Source organism: Rhizobium leguminosarum (assembly GCF_001679785.1).
GTDB lineage: Bacteria > Pseudomonadota > Alphaproteobacteria > Rhizobiales > Rhizobiaceae > Rhizobium > Rhizobium leguminosarum_R.
The window spans coordinates 2,379,407-2,394,373 of record NZ_CP016286.1; the positions used below are offsets into that span (position 1 = coordinate 2,379,407).

Consider the following 14,967-nt stretch of genomic DNA (forward strand, 5'->3'; position numbering starts at 1 on the left):
CGAACTCCGACTCTGGATCCCTCATCACGTCAGATGAGTCGCTCACGGCGCGGACGCGCCGTGGCTGGATTCCTGTGACAGGCACAGGATTGGTGAGGGAGGGTGAATTAAGCGTCTTCGCCAAAATTTCCCGTCGACATTGAGACAACCGTTAATGGGAAGCGCTACCTCTACCACCCTCATTCCTGTGCTTGTCACAGGAAGCCAGCGCGCCCAAGTCCTTGGGCGCGGGAGACTCTTCCTTCAAGACGCACTGTGTGACTCACAGCCAGAAGCGTAATAACCCGCTTCCAGTCAAAGCGTTGAAGAAAACGACCTCCCTCAAACCGTCTGCCCGCAAGCCCGGCAGAAGCGCCGCACCGTTTCCGCCATGCCATATTCCAGCGCATCGGCGGTCAGCCCATGGCCGATCGAAACCTCGGCAAGCCGGGGAATACGCTTCACCAGATCAGGCAGGTTTTCGACCGTCAGGTCATGGCCGGCATTAACGGCAAGGCCGATTGCCAGAGCCGCATCCGCCGTCCGCCCGAGCGCTTCGAGGATCGCGGTCGCCCCCTCCGGCGCGTCGAAGCAGCCGCCATAGGGACCGGTATAGAGCTCGATCCGATCGGCGCCGACCGCCTTAGCGGTCTCAACCGCTTCTACATCGCCATCGCCGTCGGCAAAGAGCGACACCCGGCATCCCATCGTCTTCAGCCGCGCGACGGAATCGGTCAAGAACGCCTGGTGCTTGCGGAAATCCCAGCCGTGATCGGAGGTCGCCTGGGCGGGATCGTCAGGCACCAGCGTCACCTGCTCGGGTGCCGCCCCGGCGCAGAGTTCGAAAAATTCCTCTGTGGGATAGCCCTCGATATTGAACTCGGCCTTGGGGAATTCGTCGTCGATCAGGTTGCGGATCACAGGCAGGTCGGAAAAGCGTATGTGCCGCTGGTCGGGGCGCGGATGCACCGTCAGCCCGCTCGCACCGGATTTCAGCGCGATACGCCCGAGCGCTTCGACGCTCGGCCAGGGCAGGTCGCGCCGGTTGCGCAGCATGGCGACGGCGTTGAGGTTCACGGAGAGCTTGGCGGGCATGGCGAGATCCATCGGTCACGGAAATGGGAGGCCTGCTTTTAAGCCAAGTGCTCGGCGATGGCCAACGAGATTCACAAATGGGTGCGATGCCAATCGCTGATGAGCGCCGAAATTACCCTGAGCATTTGCCGCACGCGTACCGCAGATAGTAATTCCCGTCATCTTTGAAGAGGACCGCGAGATCCCGCAGTGCAGCACATGTTTTTGTGCAAGACACCCAAGAACCCGGCAAAATATGCCGGTAAAGTTGCTATCCCATTTAAAAGAGATTATTTTTAGCACTTATAAAAAAGATCGTTCACGCATAACGTGGACATCGTATCGCGTAGAGTACGCCGCGTACTGCTTCTTTCCCAATGAGAAGAACGCCTAGAGGAAACCCCACTCGCCGCGCATGGGAAGCAACTGGCAAAACCGCATGAGGTGCAACAACATGCCCCAGGAGGGTTCATGCCAGACGGTTCCAAACGCCTGTTTGCCACCGCCGGTATCGCTTCGGAGGCCCGATCGAAATATCGGTTCCTGCCTTCAGCCGCGCTACCGCCGGATCTACCTGATGGTCCCGTGCCCATCGCCGATATGGCCAATGCATTCGGGGTTACGCACAGGACACTGCATTTCTACGAAGAAAAGGGATTAATCTCGGCCAACCGCATGGGCCTGATGCGGGTCTACGGCCAGGACGACGTGTTGCGCATGGCCGTCATTACCGTTTGCCGTGAGACCGGCATGCCGATCGCCGTCATCCAGGAATTGATGGACGAACTCCGCAACGCCGATTCGCAGGAAACGGCCGAGGCGATGTTCCGCGAGGCCCTGCAGGTGCGCAAGCGCGAACTGACGGCGGAGATGTCGACGCTGCACCGCCAGCTTCAGCAGGTCGGCGACCTCCTGGACTACGACGGCAGCATCGAGGAGCCGCCGTTAAACGACAATCAGGACAGTGCAAGCCTGACCCCGCAGGAGCGGCGTTGCCTGGAACTGATGGCAGAGGGTTATTCCACCCAGCGAATCGCCCGGGCACTCGACCTGAAGCATGACGAAACCCGTGACCTGGAAGCCGGAATCATCCTGAAATTCCGCGCCAACAACCGCTTCCAGGCCATCGCCAAGGCAGTTCTGCTCGGCATCGTGCAGGCTTAGTACCATCCGCCTAAGACACGGCCGCCACCGTTTCTTCCTCGCCAGCCCTGACTCCGGGAATGCCACCTGATCGCGAGGACGACCAGGATTAGCGGACGATCGTCAGCGTCTCCGCCGCGCGCGTGATCGCGGTATAGAGCCAGCGTTCCCTGGTATCGCGAAACGCCCAGCTCTCGTCGAAGAGGACGACGTCGTTCCATTGCGAACCCTGCGCCTTGTGAACGGTCAGCGCATAGCCGTAGTCGAACTCGTCGTAGCGTTTGCGGGTGTTCCAGGGAATCTCGCCCTCGACATCCTCGAAGGCCTGCTTCAGAAGCTTGATCTTGGCCGCGCCCCGGTCCATGTCGTCATCCTCTGGCCGGACGAGCAGATTGATGCCGGGCTTCGTCGTTTCCTTGGATGAGGTCATCACCTGCCAGAGCGAACCGTTGAGCAGGCCCTTTGCCGGATCGTTCCTCAGGCAGACGAGCTTGTCGCCGGTCTGCGGATAATCGGCATTGAAGCCTTTCAACTCGCGCAGGCGCTGATTGTAACGCCGCCGCGTGCGATTGGTGCCGACGAGCACTTGATCGGCATCGAGCACCAGCTGCTGCGTCACCTCGTTTTTCGAGATCACCTTGGCAGTGCCGTAATCGCCGTACATCACCTCATTGCCTTCGCGCACCTGCATGGCGAGCTTGATGATCGGATTGTCGCGCGCCTGCCGGTGGATATCGGTGAGCAGGTAGTCCGGATCCTGATTGGTGAAGTAGCCGCCGCCTGTAACCGGCGGCAACTGGCCGGGATCGCCGAGCACCAGGATCGGCGTGCCGAAGCTCATCAGATCCTTGCCGAGCGCCTCGTCCACCATCGAGCATTCATCGACGATGATCAGCGCTGCCTTCGCGACCGGGCTTTGCCGGTTGATCGAAAACATCGGCGCGATCGAGGTCTTGCCTGTTTCCTCGTCTTCCACGGCCTCCTCGCCGCGCGGCCGATAGATCAGCGAATGGATCGTCCGGGCGTTGGAGGCGCCGCGCGAGCGCAGCACCTGCGCCGCCTTGCCGGTGAAGGCGGCAAACAGCACGTCGCCATCGACATTTTCGGCAAAATGCTTGGCAAGCGTCGTCTTCCCCGTTCCGGCATAGCCGAACAGGCGAAAGAGCGGCGAGCGCCCTTCCTTCAGCCATTTCGAAACAGCCTTCAGGGCTTCATCTTGTTGCGGCGCAAATTGCATGATCGCAGGACTTGGCAGGATTCGCGGGCTTTAGGCAAGGCGGAAAACGGCAAATCGCCCGGCCGGACAATCATCAGTTCCACTGCCGGTCCGCGCCGCTGGCACACATCGACGGGTCCTGGCCCATAGCGTCGGTGAGAAAGTCCAGAACCTGAGCTGCAAAAGCAGCGTGTTGCTGCCTGAACGGCAATGCCGGCTCCGATCTCCCCTCAGCCCCCGTTCTCGTCCTCTCCCCGCGCCTGCTCATTTTCAATTCCGGCGATCAGCTTGCGCAGCAGCACAGCGAGCGCCCCGCGCTCCTTTCCGTCAAGAGCCTGCAGAAACGAAGCTTCGCTCGCCATGTCGGTGCGGAAGGCCTTTTCGGCGAGTGCCGCACCCGCCTCGGTCAAAGCCACTAGCACGCTGCGCCCGTCACGCGGCGATTTCTCGCGGTGGATCAGTCCCGCCTTCTCCAGCCGGTCGAGCCTGTGGGTCAGGCCTCCCGAGGAGATCATCAGCGCCGAATACATCTCCGTCGGGGTCATTAGGTAAGGCGGTCCGGAACGGCGAAGCGTTGCGATGACGTCGAATTCGCCGCGGTCGAGGCCAAAATCGGCAAATGTCGCCTCGATGCTGGGACGCACCAGGTTCGACAGCCGGAAAGCCCGCCCCAGGATCGCCATCGGCTCGGTATCGAGGTCGGGCAGTTCCAGCGCCCATTGCCGGCGCAGCCGGTCGACATGATCCTCCCGGGGGCGGTCCTCGTCCCCGAGGCGGTCATCGTCCCCTTTAGTTCCATTCATCATTTTCTGCCTCATATCACCACAAGCGAAACATACACCTTCAATCCAAGTCACGGAAGATATCTTGACAGGAAGATAGTTTTGAGAATATATCTTCTCGCGAAGATAGTTTTATGTTCACAGACAGCACCAGCAGGAGGCACGTGATGTTCAGGATTCTTCGCCACCAGGAACCGCGGCCCGATCAGAGCCGCACGGTCCGCTTCGAAGGCCGCAATCATGGCGGCGAAATATCGCTTTTCCTGGTCGACAATGAGCCCGGCCAAGGGCCTGACCTGCATGTCCACCCCTATTCCGAAACGTGGGCAGTCAGGAAAGGCGAAGCGGAATTCACGGTGGGCGACGCCAAGACCCGCGCCTTTCCCGGCGATATCGTCGTCGTGGCCGCCAACATTCCCCACCGCTTCGAAAATGTCGGCACCGGACGGCTCGAAATCGTCTGTATTCATGCCAGCGACACGATCGTGCAGGAGTTTGTGTGAGCCGAGCCGCCGCCTGGAAAACAAAGCCCGAAAGACAAAAGAAGAGGAGAGAACTGCAATGCCCAAGATGATCTTCGTGAACCTGCCGGTGAAAGACCTTGCCGCTGCGACCCGCTTCTATGAAGCGATCGGATGCAGCAAGAACGAACAGTTCAGCGATCACCAGGCGTCAAACATGGTTTGGACCGACGCCATCTTCTTCCATCTACTGACGCGCGATTACTTCGCGACCTTCACGCCCAAACCCGTTGCCGAAGCGCAGAAGGCGAGTGAAATGCTGATCGCGCTGACGATGGACAGCCGTGAGGAGGTGGACGCTATCGTCGAAGCAGCCGCGGCCGCCGGGGGCAAAGCCGATCCGCGCGCGCCGACGGACATGGGTTGGCTCTACAACCGTGCCTTCGAAGATCCCGATGGCCATATATTCGAAGCGGTTTGGGTCGACATGGCGGCGGCGACCGCCACCGGAGAATAGCCGGCAAGGCGCCCGACGCGCCATGCGCGGGCGAAACGGGCTTCGGCCCACCTCGCCCGCCATGAAAACTTTTGCTGCGCCTGGAATAAAACCACCGCGCCTCGTGTCTCATCTCAGGTAGCGCAAGATTGCGTGCCCAACCTGAGGAGAGACATCATGAAATCCGTGAAATTCCTGTCCGTCGTGGCGGCCGCCGCCCTTGCCGCGACCGCTGCTTTCGCCGCCGCTCCTGTCACGACCGTGGAATCCGCCAAGGGCAAGGTGCTTGCCGGCGAAAACGGTATGACGCTCTACACTTTCAAGAAGGACGTGAAGGGCGTGTCCAACTGCTACGATGATTGCGCCAAGAATTGGCCGCCGCTGATGGCGGCTTCCGATGCCAAGGCTGATGGTGCATATTCGATCATCGACCGTAAGGATGGCACGAAGCAATGGGCCAAGGACGGCATGCCGCTCTATTATTGGGTCAAGGACAAGAAGACGGGCGACATCACCGGCGACGGCGTTGGCGGCAACTGGGATCTCGCCAAACCTTGATAGTCGGGCCCTGATGCCAAGAGAGCCGGCATGAAGATACCCGCACCCGAAACCTTCGAGGGCCAGATCCTGGCCCTCCTGCCCTCGCTCAGACGCTATTCGCGCAGCCTGACGCGTTCGGATGCCGATGGCGAAGACCTGCTCCAGGATTGCGTCGAAAAGATTCTCACGCGCCGCGGCCAATGGCGCGGCCTCAACCTGCGCGGCTGGGCCCTGACCATCATGACCAATCTCTACCGCAACGACCGGCGCGGCAAGACGCGCGATGGCCTTGTCGAGCTCGATGCCGCAGAAAATCTGGCCGTGCCCGAACCACTGGCCGATCCGCTGGAACGTGCTCGGCTGGACGATGCGCTGAACAGCCTTTCGGAGGAACACCGCGCTGTGCTGATGCTCGTGGTCATCGAGGGATACACCTATGGCGAGGTCGCAGCCGCGCTCGATATCCCGATCGGCACCGTCATGTCCCGCCTGTCGCGCGCCCGCCGGCGCGTCGCCGAGCGATTGAAGGCCGACAACATCATTACGCTTCGGAGACCGAAATGAACGAGACCAATCCGAGCGTCACCGAAGCCGACCTTCACGCCTATGCCGACGGCCAGCTGCCGGAAACGGTGCGCGCCCGCATCGAGGCCTTCCTGGCCGACAATCCCGACGAGGCGGCGATGGTCGCCGAATGGCAGGCGCAGAATTCAGGCATCCGATCGCTGTTTGCCGGTTATGAGAAGGCGAAGGACACCGATCCTCTGCTCGTCGTCCCCCCGCGCGCCGTTTCATCGGGAGCGAAACGCTGGGCGATCGCCGCATCAGCCCTCCTCGTTTTCACGCTCGGCGCCGCCAGCGGCTATTATGGCCCCGCACTTCTGGAAAAGCCGGAACTGCAGCTTGCCGGCTCCGAAACCCTGCCAAAACAGGCCCAAACCGCCTTCACTGTGTATGCCGCCGAGGTTCGCCATCCCGTCGAGGTCTTCGCAAACGAGGAGGTCCACCTCGCCACCTGGCTCGGCAAGCGCCTGGCAATCCAGAACCTCAAGATCCCCAACCTGCAGCCGCTCGGCTTCAAGCTCGTCGGCGGCCGCCTGCTTCCGGTCGACGGCAGGCCGGGCGCCATGTTCATGTATGAAAACCAGGCCGGCGAGCGCCTGACCGTCATGGTCGGCCGCAACACGGAAAACCGCACAACGAGCTTCCGCTTCGCCTCATCGGGCAATCTCGAAACTTTCTACTGGATCGACGGCGAACTCGGTTATGCCGTGACCGGAGAAATCTCCCGCGAGACGCTGCGGGAGGTAGCCGAGGAGTGCTACCGGCAATTCCCGTCGTAGAGTAATTCCAGGAAAAGCGCGAAGCGGTTTTCCGTCCGGAATTACGCAAAAACAAAGAGTTAGAGCGGTTCTGCGCTTCCGTGAACAGCTGAACCGCTCTAAGGATCAGCGTGAGGGATCGTTGCCGAGCTCGATCGGCCGTCCATGCGGCGTCGCCTCCGCCGCCCGCTGCCAGTTCTGCTGCAGTGCCAGGATCGTTTCCGCATCGGCGATGCCGTTGTCGACAATAAGGTCGCAGAGTGCCGCCACCCAGCAGTCGAAATAGTCGCTGCCATCTTCGGCCCGGCCGGGCTTGTGCAATTGCGCGGAAAGCGTTTCAGCCCATTCGCTCCAGCTGAACAGGCCTTTTGCGTGCAGGTGCACGGTCATGGCGAAAGCTTCGGCCGCCCATGGCTCGGGAAAAACCGGCTCGCCCTCCGGCGACCTCGGCAGCCCGGACGATTGCGTCAGGGGCGACATTTCATGCCGGCTCAAGATAGCTCTCCCAGGCATCGATCGACACGGTCAGCGTGGGATCGGCATCTCCGCCCCAAAGCTCCGCGCCGTCGAAAACGACCGTATAGAGCCATTGCGGGTTTTCGCCCTCGCCATGCGCATTGTCGTCAGGGAAGACGAAAGCACCCTGCACTGCCTCGACCACGCCTGTTTTGGCTCGGGCATAACGCGGCAGGCGCGTATGCGTTACTGGATTGAAATTCTTTGTCTTCACCGCTTCGCCGGCCACGAAGCGCGGCGCGGTCTTAACAGGACGATCGCAAGGCCCGCCCTTCGCCAGAACGCCGGGCACCATGTCCGCCTTCAGCACCCGCTTCGGAACGGCTCCTGGCTGCTGCGCATGACCGGACAGCAATTCCGAGCGCGTCGCAAAACCATGCCGTTCGAGCAACTTGTCGATGCCGCGGACCCAGATCTCGTAATAGCTGGCGGCGAGGTAATCGGCCGGCGGAATATTCTCGCGCGCATGCCGGCTTTCATCGATCGTCCATGCGCCGAAAGCGCCGCAGGAAAGTGTGATGCCGAGCGCCCGCTTTTCCCATTCGGCATGGAAATAAGGCTCGTCTTTCTCGGGCGCGACAGCTCCGAAGCCCATCTGCCCGCCGAGATCGTGCGGCCCGTTCATGTGGCGCCCTCCGGCTTGCGGGCAACGGCCGTGCCGATCATCGCATCGCGACTGACGAGGCCGGCGAGCGTCTGCTCGTCCATTCCATCGGTCCCTTCGGGCCGCTCGGGAATGACGAGATAACGCAGTTCCGCCGTCGAATCCCAGACGCGGATCTTCTTGTCCTCAGGCAGGGTCAGACCGAATTCGGCCAGCACGCCGCGCGGATCGATGACGGCGCGCGAGCGATAGGCCGGCGCCTTGTACCAGACCGGCGGCAGGCCGAGCACCGACCAGGGATAACAGGAGCACAGCGTGCAGACGACGAGATGATGGGTCTCGGCCGTGTTGAAGACGGCGCGCATATGCTCGCCCTGCCGGCCGGTATGGCCAAGGCTGGCGATGGCCGCCGTCGCATCGCGCTTCAGCCAGTCGGCGAAATCAGGATCGCTCCAGGCTTTTGCCACGACATGCGCGCCGTTCCTCGGCCCTACCTTTGTCTCGTAGGTCTCGACGATGGCATCGATCGCCGCCGGATCGATCAGCCCCTTCTCCGTCAGCAGCGTTTCCAACGCCTTCACGCGCGCCTGCATGTCGGAATAATGGTTGTCGTGATCATGCCCTTGGGCGTGCTCATTTCCGTGAGCATGGTCGTCGTCATGGTCGTGCAAGGCGAAGCCCTCCCGAAACTGCTCGCTATTTCTAACATATGCCGCAGGCCCGCCAAGCCCTTCTATGTCTCATGCGCTTTTCCGCTAATCTCCTGCCATGAACATTCTGATTCTCGGCGCAACCGGCTTCATAGGCTCCGTCGTCGCGGCCCGGCTCGTTGCCGACGGCCACGCCGTCACCGGCATCGGCCGCAATCCCGCGCGTGCGCGCCTGAAACAGCCGGCGATCGACTGGCAGCGCGCAGATCTCTCGCGCATGACGAAACCAGCGGATTGGGACGAGATCCTCAAGGACCAGCATGTCGTCGTCAATTGCGCCGGCGCCCTGCAGGACGGCCTGTCGGATGATCTGTCGGCCACCCAGGCAGAGGCGATGCTGGCGCTCTATTCCGCCGCAAAAGGCTCATCGCGCCCGCTGATCGTGCAGATATCGGCAAGGACGGCGGGAGCCGCTGGCGATCTTCCCTTCCTCGCCACCAAGCGGCGGGCCGACGAGGCGCTGGCGGCAAGCGGCCTGTCTTACCTCATCCTGCGCCCTGCCCTCGTTCTTGGCCGCAATGCCCATGGCGGCTCGGCGCTGCTGCGGGCGCTTGCCGCCTTTCCCCTGGTGCTGCCGCTGGTCCATGCCGAAAGTCCGGTCGAAACGCTTTCGCTGGACGATGTGGCGGAAGCCGTGTCGCGGGCGGTCTCCGGCGGCATCTCCGGCGATATCGATCTTGCCGCCGCCGAAGTTCTGACGCTCGCCGATCTCGTCCGCCTTCACCGCCAGTGGCTCGGCCTGCAGCCAGCCCGCGTGTTCGCTCTCCCTCGCTGGCTTGCCGGCCCGGTCACGTGGCTGGCCGATCTATCAGGACTGCTCGGCTGGCGTTCGCCGCTGCGCTCCACGGCGATGACCATCATGTCGGAAGGTGTGCGGAGCTTGAAAGCGGAGAGCGGTCTTGCCACGACACCCGCGGCAGCGACGCTCTCGGCCAATCCGTCCGGCGTACAGGATCTCTGGTTTGCCAGGCTCTATCTTCTGAAGCCGCTCGTAATATCGGGCCTATCTGTTTTCTGGCTTCTCTCAGGTTTGATCCCGCTGCTGACGCTGGAGAAGACGTCCGCTCACTTCCTGCGGTTGATGCCTGAGGCCGCAGCAACGGCGCTGACGCTTGCAACCTGCCTGATCGACATCGCTCTCGGCGCCGCCGTCCTCCTTCGCCCGCTGGCGAAACATGCCCTTCTCGGCATGCTGGCCGTGTCGTTCACTTATCTTGCCGGCGCCAGCCTGCTCGAACCCGCGCTCTGGCTCGATCCGCTCGGTCCTCTCGTCAAGGTGCTGCCGTCGATCCTGTTGACGCTGACGGCCCTTGCCATCCTGGATGAACGCTGATGCTCGAGCAATGGCTGCTGCTTGCCCATGTCATCGGCGCGACCGTTCTCTTCGGCACCGGCGCCGGCATCGCCTTCTTCATGGTGATGGCGCACCGGACACGAGATCCCCGTCTGATCGCCCATGTCGCCAGCACGGTTGTCATCGCCGACACCCTCTTTACCGCCACCGCAGCCATTCTCCAGCCGGTGACCGGCTATTTCCTGGCCCGGTCGATCGGTTGGGAACTGTCGGAGGGATGGATTGCGCTGTCGCTGCTGCTTTATGTCGTGACTGGCCTGTTCTGGCTGCCGGTCGTCTGGATCCAGATCCGTTTGCGCGATCTCGCCCGCGCCGCAGCAGCGGCGGGAAAAGCTCTGCCGCCGGCCTATTTCAGCCTTTACCGCATCTGGTTCGCCTGCGGTTTTCCGGCCTTCTCAGCGGTCATCGGCATTTTCTGGCTGATGCTGATGAAGCCGGCAATCACTCTATTTTAGCATCGGCCAGAGGCTTAGCACCAACAGCACCGCCATGCTGATATTGAACCATTTCAGCCGCACCGGATCGGACAGCCATTCCCTCAGCGCCGAGCCGAAGCCTGCCCATGTCGAAACGCTGGGCACATTGACCGCCGCAAAAGCGAGACCGACGATCAGCACGCTCACCAGGTAGAGTTGCGGATTGGTGTAGGTCGCCATCGCCGTGACCGCCATCACCCAGGCTTTCGGGTTGATCCACTGGAAGGCGGCCGCCGCGAAGAAGGACATCGGCTCGACGCCACTCCTGCCTTCGCTGAGCGAGCGCGACGAGCCGATCTTCCAGGCGATCCAGAGCAGATAGGTTCCGCCCGCAAATTTTAGCGCCGTATAGACCACGGGCACCGTGTGCAGCAGCGCGCCGAGCCCAAGGCCGACGCCGATGAGCAGCGAGAAGAAACCGACACCGATGCCGAACATATGCGGGATCGTCCTGCGGAAGCCGAAATTCACGCCCGATGCGAAGAGCATCATATTGTTCGGTCCCGGCGTGATCGAGGTCGTGAAGGCGAAGAGAACGAGGGCGAGAAATGTATCCAGCGGCATGCGACCTCCCGAAGCCAGCTTTCTGCGGCCTGTTTATTTAGGTCAACATAACTGTCCTAAGTGGCCGATACCATTACATCATTGTCATGGTGACAGGATTACTTGAAAGATAAGAATTCGCCGTAATCTCCTGCAAAATGGAAAAGATCATGCAAGACAACCGGATTCCGACAATCACCTTCCCGAACGGCGTAGAAGCGCCGGCGCTCGGCCAGGGAACCTGGGCGATGGGCGAGGATGCCGGCCATGCCCAAGCGGAGATCGAAAGCCTGAGGGCCGGCATCGATCTCGGCATGACGCTGATCGACACCGCCGAAATGTACGGCGACGGCGGCGCCGAAGAGATCGTCGGCCAGGCGATCAGGGGCCGGCGCGACGAGGTCTTCATCGTCAGCAAGGTCTATCCTTGGAATGCCAGCCTGACAGGCACGATCGAGGCCTGCGAGCGCAGTCTCGAACGGCTGGGCACCGATCGCATCGATCTCTATCTGCTGCACTGGCGCGGAGACCATCCGCTCGCAGAGACCGTCGCCGCCTTTGAAACACTCAAGGCATCCCGCAAGATCGGCGCTTGGGGCGTCTCCAACTTCGACACCGACGACATGGAGGAACTGCTCGGAGTGCCCGACGGCGCCAATGTCGCCGCCAACCAGGTGCTCTATAACCTTTCCCGCCGCGGCATCGAATTCGATCTGCTGCCCTGGTGCCAGAGCCGCGGCATTCCCGTCATGGCCTATTCGCCGATCGAGCAGGGAAATATCCTGCACCATCCCGAACTGATCCGCATCGCCAAGGCCTATCAGGCAACGCCCGCCCAGCTGGCGCTCGCTTTCCTGCTGGAACGCGACGGCGTCATCGTCATTCCGAAGACGTCGAATGCCGAACGCGCAGCTGAAAACCGCGACTGCGTCTCGCTCGACATCACCGACGACGACTGGGATGCCCTCGACGCCGCCTTTCCACCGCCCACAAAGAAAAAGCCGCTGGAGATGCTTTGATCTCAGCGGCTTTCTCAATTATTGCCTTACATGCCCGGGCTGTAATTTTTACATGCCCTGCACGCCGCGATTCATCGCCGCAATGCCGGTACGGCACACCTCGATGAGGCCGAGCGGCTTCATGATCGCCACGAACTGATCGATCTTCGATGATTTGCCGGTGATCTCCAGAATGAAGTGGCCGACCGTCGCATCCACCACCTTGGCATGGAAGGCATCGGCAAGACGCAGGGTCTCGGCGCGCATCTCGCCCTCGCCGATCACCTTGACCAGCGCCACTTCGCGCTCGATCGGGCGATCCTGGCCGAGTTCGCGGGCGCGCACCGTCAGGTCGACGACGCGATGCACCGGCACGATGCGCTCGAGCTGCGCCTTGATCTGTTCCAGCACCTGCGGCGTGCCGCGTGTGACGACGGTGATGCGGGAAAGATGCGCCTGATGCTCGGTCTCGGAGACCGTCAGGCTCTCGATATTGTAGCCGCGGCCGGAAAACAGGCCGATGACCCGGGCAAGAACGCCCGGTTCGTTGTCGACGAGAACCGAAAGCGTGTGGCTTTCGACCGCCGCCGTTTCCGGCGAGATGAAATAGGCGGAGCCCGTGGGCTGTAGGTGTGCGTTCATGTTCTTGGTTCCTTCCCTGATCAGACGAGCGCGCGGCCCTTGGCGTCGATCGCATTGGCGACCGCTTCGTCGGTGGCTTCGTCCGGCAACAGCATTTCGTTATGGGCCTTGCCCGAGGGGATCATCGGGAAGCAATTGGCGAGATTGGCGACGCGGCAATCGAAGATGACAGGCTTTCTGACCTCGATCATCTCCAGAATGGTGTCATCAAGCGCATCCGGCTTTTCGCAGCGCAGGCCGACGGCGCCATAGGCTTCCGCCAGCTTGACGAAATCGGGCATCGCCTCCGTATAGGAATTCGATAGGCGGTTGCCGTGCAGCAGCTGCTGCCACTGGCGCACCATGCCCATATACTGGTTGTTCATGATGAAGATCTTGATTGGCGCATCGTGCTGGATCGCCGCCGACATTTCCTGGATACACATCTGGATCGAGGCGTCGCCGGCAATGTCGATGACGAGGCTGTCGGGATGGGCGATCTGCACGCCGAGCGCGGCGGGCAGGCCGTAGCCCATCGTGCCGAGGCCGCCCGAGGTCATCCAGCGGTTCGGCTGCTCGAAACCGAAGAACTGTGCCGCCCACATCTGGTGCTGGCCGACCTCGGTGGTGATGTAGGTATCGCGGTCCTTGGTGTGGGCGAAGAGCCGCTCCAGCGCATATTGCGGCATGATGACGTCATTGCTCTTCGTATAGGCGAAGGAGTTGCGTGCCCGCCAGCGGGCGATATCGCTCCACCAGTCGTCCAGGCGGCCCTTTTCCGGCTTCTTCGGCAGCGCCCGCCACAGGCGGACCATGTCTTCGAGGACATGGCCGACATCGCCGCGGATGCCGATATCGACACGGACGTTCTTGTTGATCGAGGATGGATCGATATCGATATGGATCTTCTTCGAGTTCGGCGAAAAGGCATTGAGACGGCCAGTAATGCGATCGTCGAAGCGGGCGCCGATGCAGACCATGACATCGCAGTCGTGCATCGCCATGTTGGCCTCGTAGGAGCCGTGCATGCCGAGCATCTTCAGCCAGTTCTTGCCTGAAGCAGGATAGGCGCCGAGGCCCATCAGCGTCGAGGTGATCGGGAAATCGGTGAGCTCGACCAGCTCGCGCAGCAGCTTGGAAGCCTCGGGGCCGGAATTGATGACGCCGCCGCCGGAATAGATGATCGGACGGCGCGCATTCGCCATCAGTTCGATCGCGGCATGGATCTGGTTGAGGTCGCCCTGGATCTTCGGCTGGTAGCTCTTCTGGATCGCGTAATCGGCGGGCGGCGTGTAGGCGCCGGTCGCAAACTGCACGTCCTTCGGAATATCGACGACGACAGGGCCCGGACGACCGGACTGGGCGATGCGGAAGGCCTCGTGAATGACGGCGGCAAGCTGGTTGACGTCCTTCACCAGCCAGTTGTGCTTGGTGCAGGGCCGGGTGATGCCGACCGTATCGCATTCCTGGAAGGCGTCGGAGCCGATCAGTGGGGTCGGAACCTGTCCGGTCAGGCAGACGAGCGGGATCGAATCCATCAGCGCATCCTGCAGCGGCGTGACGGCATTGGTGGCGCCCGGGCCAGAGGTCACCAGCATGACGCCGACCTTGCCGGTGGAGCGGGCGTAACCTTCGGCCGCATGGCCTGCCCCCTGCTCGTGGCGGACGAGGATGTGCTTGACATCCTCCTGCTGGAAGATCTCGTCGTAGATCGGCAGGACGGCGCCGCCGGGATAGCCGAAAATATGTTCGACGCCGTTGTCCTTCAGCGCCTTGAGAACGATCTCCGCTCCCGTCATCCGATTGCCTGCCGCCTGATTGTCCGTGCTCATCTGTCTGTTCCGTTTGATGCTGGGATTGCGTTTGTGGCCGGAAGCCCGAATTTCGGGCATAAAAAAAGGCCCCTGAGGAGCCTGTCATCTAGCGCATGGGTGGCTATCGCCGGATGGTTACACCATCCTGCCCATGCGCTTTCCCACCACGATAAGAGCCGTTGCGATTTTCATGGTCGGAAGTGATAGACAGAAAATTTCGCAGCGTCAACGCATGCCGCAATAAAAAACTGCCCCACGCCTGCATCCCCGAAAATCGATAGGATGAAGGATTTGTTAAAGGATCGACTTTATTCTTCT

General features: G+C 61.5%; 18 protein-coding genes. 9 read left to right on the forward strand and 9 right to left on the reverse strand.

Annotated elements, in window-relative coordinates:
* Nucleotides 1-321: 321 nt before the first annotated feature.
* A complete protein-coding gene (locus BA011_RS11945; protein WP_065282510.1) occupies nt 322-1,074 on the reverse strand; it encodes a pyridoxine 5'-phosphate synthase in 753 nt (250 codons plus the stop codon).
* A 450-nt stretch (nt 1,075-1,524) separates the two neighbouring features.
* Here BA011_RS11945 and BA011_RS11950 point away from each other — a divergent pair, with 450 nt between their 5' ends.
* Nucleotides 1,525-2,217 carry a MerR family transcriptional regulator gene (locus BA011_RS11950; RefSeq protein ID WP_065280625.1) on the forward strand — a complete coding sequence of 231 codons (693 nt, stop codon included), beginning with the start codon at nt 1,525-1,527 and terminating at the stop codon, nt 2,215-2,217.
* A gap of 88 nt (nt 2,218-2,305) precedes the next feature.
* Here BA011_RS11950 and BA011_RS11955 read toward each other — a convergent pair whose 3' ends face one another.
* Both BA011_RS11955 and BA011_RS11960 read right to left on the reverse strand, forming a co-directional pair.
* A complete protein-coding gene (locus BA011_RS11955) occupies nt 2,306-3,433 on the reverse strand; it encodes an ATP-dependent DNA helicase (protein WP_003541249.1) in 1,128 nt (375 codons plus the stop codon).
* Nucleotides 3,434-3,642: 209 nt separating this feature from the next.
* Nucleotides 3,643-4,218, reverse strand: coding sequence for a MarR family winged helix-turn-helix transcriptional regulator (locus tag BA011_RS11960; protein WP_065280626.1), 576 nt, complete (start codon nt 4,216-4,218; stop codon nt 3,643-3,645).
* A gap of 143 nt (nt 4,219-4,361) precedes the next feature.
* On the opposite strand from BA011_RS11960, the gene BA011_RS11965 reads away from it, so the two are divergent.
* From BA011_RS11965 to BA011_RS11985, 5 genes are all read left to right on the forward strand, one after another.
* The gene (locus BA011_RS11965; RefSeq protein WP_065280627.1) at nt 4,362-4,697 is read left to right on the forward strand and encodes a cupin domain-containing protein; all 336 of its coding nucleotides are present in this window, start codon (nt 4,362-4,364) and stop codon (nt 4,695-4,697) included.
* A gap of 58 nt (nt 4,698-4,755) precedes the next feature.
* The gene (locus tag BA011_RS11970; RefSeq protein WP_065280628.1) at nt 4,756-5,172 is read left to right on the forward strand and encodes a VOC family protein; all 417 of its coding nucleotides are present in this window, start codon (nt 4,756-4,758) and stop codon (nt 5,170-5,172) included.
* A 156-nt stretch (nt 5,173-5,328) separates the two neighbouring features.
* Nucleotides 5,329-5,709 carry a hypothetical protein gene (locus BA011_RS11975; protein WP_062945374.1) on the forward strand — a complete coding sequence of 127 codons (381 nt, stop codon included), beginning with the start codon at nt 5,329-5,331 and terminating at the stop codon, nt 5,707-5,709.
* A 30-nt stretch (nt 5,710-5,739) separates the two neighbouring features.
* Nucleotides 5,740-6,255, forward strand: a complete 516-nt coding sequence (locus BA011_RS11980) for an RNA polymerase sigma factor (RefSeq protein WP_065280629.1) — start codon at nt 5,740-5,742, stop codon at nt 6,253-6,255.
* Nucleotides 6,252-7,034 carry an anti-sigma factor family protein gene (locus BA011_RS11985; protein WP_065280630.1) on the forward strand — a complete coding sequence of 261 codons (783 nt, stop codon included), beginning with the start codon at nt 6,252-6,254 and terminating at the stop codon, nt 7,032-7,034. The genes BA011_RS11980 and BA011_RS11985 overlap by 4 nt, the downstream gene beginning before the upstream one ends.
* Before the next feature lie 105 nt (nt 7,035-7,139).
* Here the strand turns inward: BA011_RS11985 and BA011_RS11990 are convergent, their stop codons facing one another.
* From BA011_RS11990 to nthA, 3 genes are read right to left on the reverse strand one after another with little or no spacing between them, the layout of a single operon-like run.
* Entirely contained in the window at nt 7,140-7,508 is a 369-nt protein-coding gene (locus BA011_RS11990; RefSeq protein ID WP_065280631.1) for a nitrile hydratase accessory protein, read from the reverse strand.
* Nucleotides 7,495-8,154, reverse strand: a complete 660-nt coding sequence (gene nthB, locus BA011_RS11995) for a nitrile hydratase subunit beta (protein WP_065280632.1) — start codon at nt 8,152-8,154, stop codon at nt 7,495-7,497. Before nthB ends, BA011_RS11990 begins: the two co-directional genes overlap by 14 nt.
* Nucleotides 8,151-8,804, reverse strand: coding sequence for a nitrile hydratase subunit alpha (nthA, locus tag BA011_RS12000; RefSeq protein WP_065280633.1), 654 nt, complete (start codon nt 8,802-8,804; stop codon nt 8,151-8,153). Before nthA ends, nthB begins: the two co-directional genes overlap by 4 nt.
* A 97-nt stretch (nt 8,805-8,901) precedes the next feature.
* On the opposite strand from nthA, the gene BA011_RS12005 reads away from it, so the two are divergent.
* Entirely contained in the window at nt 8,902-10,176 is a 1,275-nt protein-coding gene (locus tag BA011_RS12005; protein ID WP_065280634.1) for an SDR family oxidoreductase, read from the forward strand.
* Entirely contained in the window at nt 10,176-10,652 is a 477-nt protein-coding gene (locus BA011_RS12010) for a DUF2269 family protein (RefSeq protein ID WP_065280635.1), read from the forward strand. The genes BA011_RS12005 and BA011_RS12010 overlap by 1 nt, the downstream gene beginning before the upstream one ends.
* On the opposite strand, the gene BA011_RS12015 is transcribed toward BA011_RS12010, so the two are convergent.
* Nucleotides 10,644-11,237 carry a LysE family translocator gene (locus BA011_RS12015; RefSeq protein ID WP_065280636.1) on the reverse strand — a complete coding sequence of 198 codons (594 nt, stop codon included), beginning with the start codon at nt 11,235-11,237 and terminating at the stop codon, nt 10,644-10,646. The genes BA011_RS12010 and BA011_RS12015 overlap by 9 nt on opposite strands.
* Before the next feature lie 149 nt (nt 11,238-11,386).
* Here BA011_RS12015 and BA011_RS12020 point away from each other — a divergent pair, with 149 nt between their 5' ends.
* Nucleotides 11,387-12,235 carry an aldo/keto reductase gene (locus BA011_RS12020; protein ID WP_065282511.1) on the forward strand — a complete coding sequence of 283 codons (849 nt, stop codon included), beginning with the start codon at nt 11,387-11,389 and terminating at the stop codon, nt 12,233-12,235.
* Nucleotides 12,236-12,283: 48 nt separating this feature from the next.
* Here the strand turns inward: BA011_RS12020 and ilvN are convergent, their stop codons facing one another.
* On the reverse strand, nt 12,284-12,856 hold the full coding sequence (gene ilvN / locus BA011_RS12025) for an acetolactate synthase small subunit (protein ID WP_003560902.1): 573 nt from the start codon (nt 12,854-12,856) through the stop codon (nt 12,284-12,286).
* A 20-nt stretch (nt 12,857-12,876) separates the two neighbouring features.
* Complete coding sequence (locus BA011_RS12030; protein WP_151343458.1) at nt 12,877-14,667, reverse strand: acetolactate synthase 3 large subunit; 1,791 nt, start codon at nt 14,665-14,667, stop codon at nt 12,877-12,879.
* Nucleotides 14,668-14,967 lie beyond the last annotated feature (300 nt).

Bases quoted from the DNA above. Each gene is read 5' to 3' on its own strand.
- BA011_RS11945 (WP_065282510.1), bottom strand. From the start codon at position 1,074: ATGCCCGCCAAGCTCTCCGTGAACCTCAACGCCGTCGCCATGCTGCGC.
- BA011_RS11950 (WP_065280625.1), top strand. From the start codon at position 1,525: ATGCCAGACGGTTCCAAACGCCTGTTTGCCACCGCCGGTATCGCTTCG.
- BA011_RS11955 (WP_003541249.1), bottom strand. From the start codon at position 3,433: ATGCAATTTGCGCCGCAACAAGATGAAGCCCTGAAGGCTGTTTCGAAA.
- BA011_RS11960 (WP_065280626.1), bottom strand. From the start codon at position 4,218: ATGATGAATGGAACTAAAGGGGACGATGACCGCCTCGGGGACGAGGAC.
- BA011_RS11965 (WP_065280627.1), top strand. From the start codon at position 4,362: ATGTTCAGGATTCTTCGCCACCAGGAACCGCGGCCCGATCAGAGCCGC.
- BA011_RS11970 (WP_065280628.1), top strand. From the start codon at position 4,756: ATGCCCAAGATGATCTTCGTGAACCTGCCGGTGAAAGACCTTGCCGCT.
- BA011_RS11975 (WP_062945374.1), top strand. From the start codon at position 5,329: ATGAAATCCGTGAAATTCCTGTCCGTCGTGGCGGCCGCCGCCCTTGCC.
- BA011_RS11980 (WP_065280629.1), top strand. From the start codon at position 5,740: ATGAAGATACCCGCACCCGAAACCTTCGAGGGCCAGATCCTGGCCCTC.
- BA011_RS11985 (WP_065280630.1), top strand. From the start codon at position 6,252: ATGAACGAGACCAATCCGAGCGTCACCGAAGCCGACCTTCACGCCTAT.
- nthB (WP_065280632.1), bottom strand. From the start codon at position 8,154: ATGAACGGGCCGCACGATCTCGGCGGGCAGATGGGCTTCGGAGCTGTC.
- BA011_RS12005 (WP_065280634.1), top strand. From the start codon at position 8,902: ATGAACATTCTGATTCTCGGCGCAACCGGCTTCATAGGCTCCGTCGTC.
- BA011_RS12010 (WP_065280635.1), top strand. From the start codon at position 10,176: ATGCTCGAGCAATGGCTGCTGCTTGCCCATGTCATCGGCGCGACCGTT.
- BA011_RS12015 (WP_065280636.1), bottom strand. From the start codon at position 11,237: ATGCCGCTGGATACATTTCTCGCCCTCGTTCTCTTCGCCTTCACGACC.
- BA011_RS12020 (WP_065282511.1), top strand. From the start codon at position 11,387: ATGCAAGACAACCGGATTCCGACAATCACCTTCCCGAACGGCGTAGAA.
- ilvN (WP_003560902.1), bottom strand. From the start codon at position 12,856: ATGAACGCACACCTACAGCCCACGGGCTCCGCCTATTTCATCTCGCCG.
- BA011_RS12030 (WP_151343458.1), bottom strand. From the start codon at position 14,667: ATGAGCACGGACAATCAGGCGGCAGGCAATCGGATGACGGGAGCGGAG.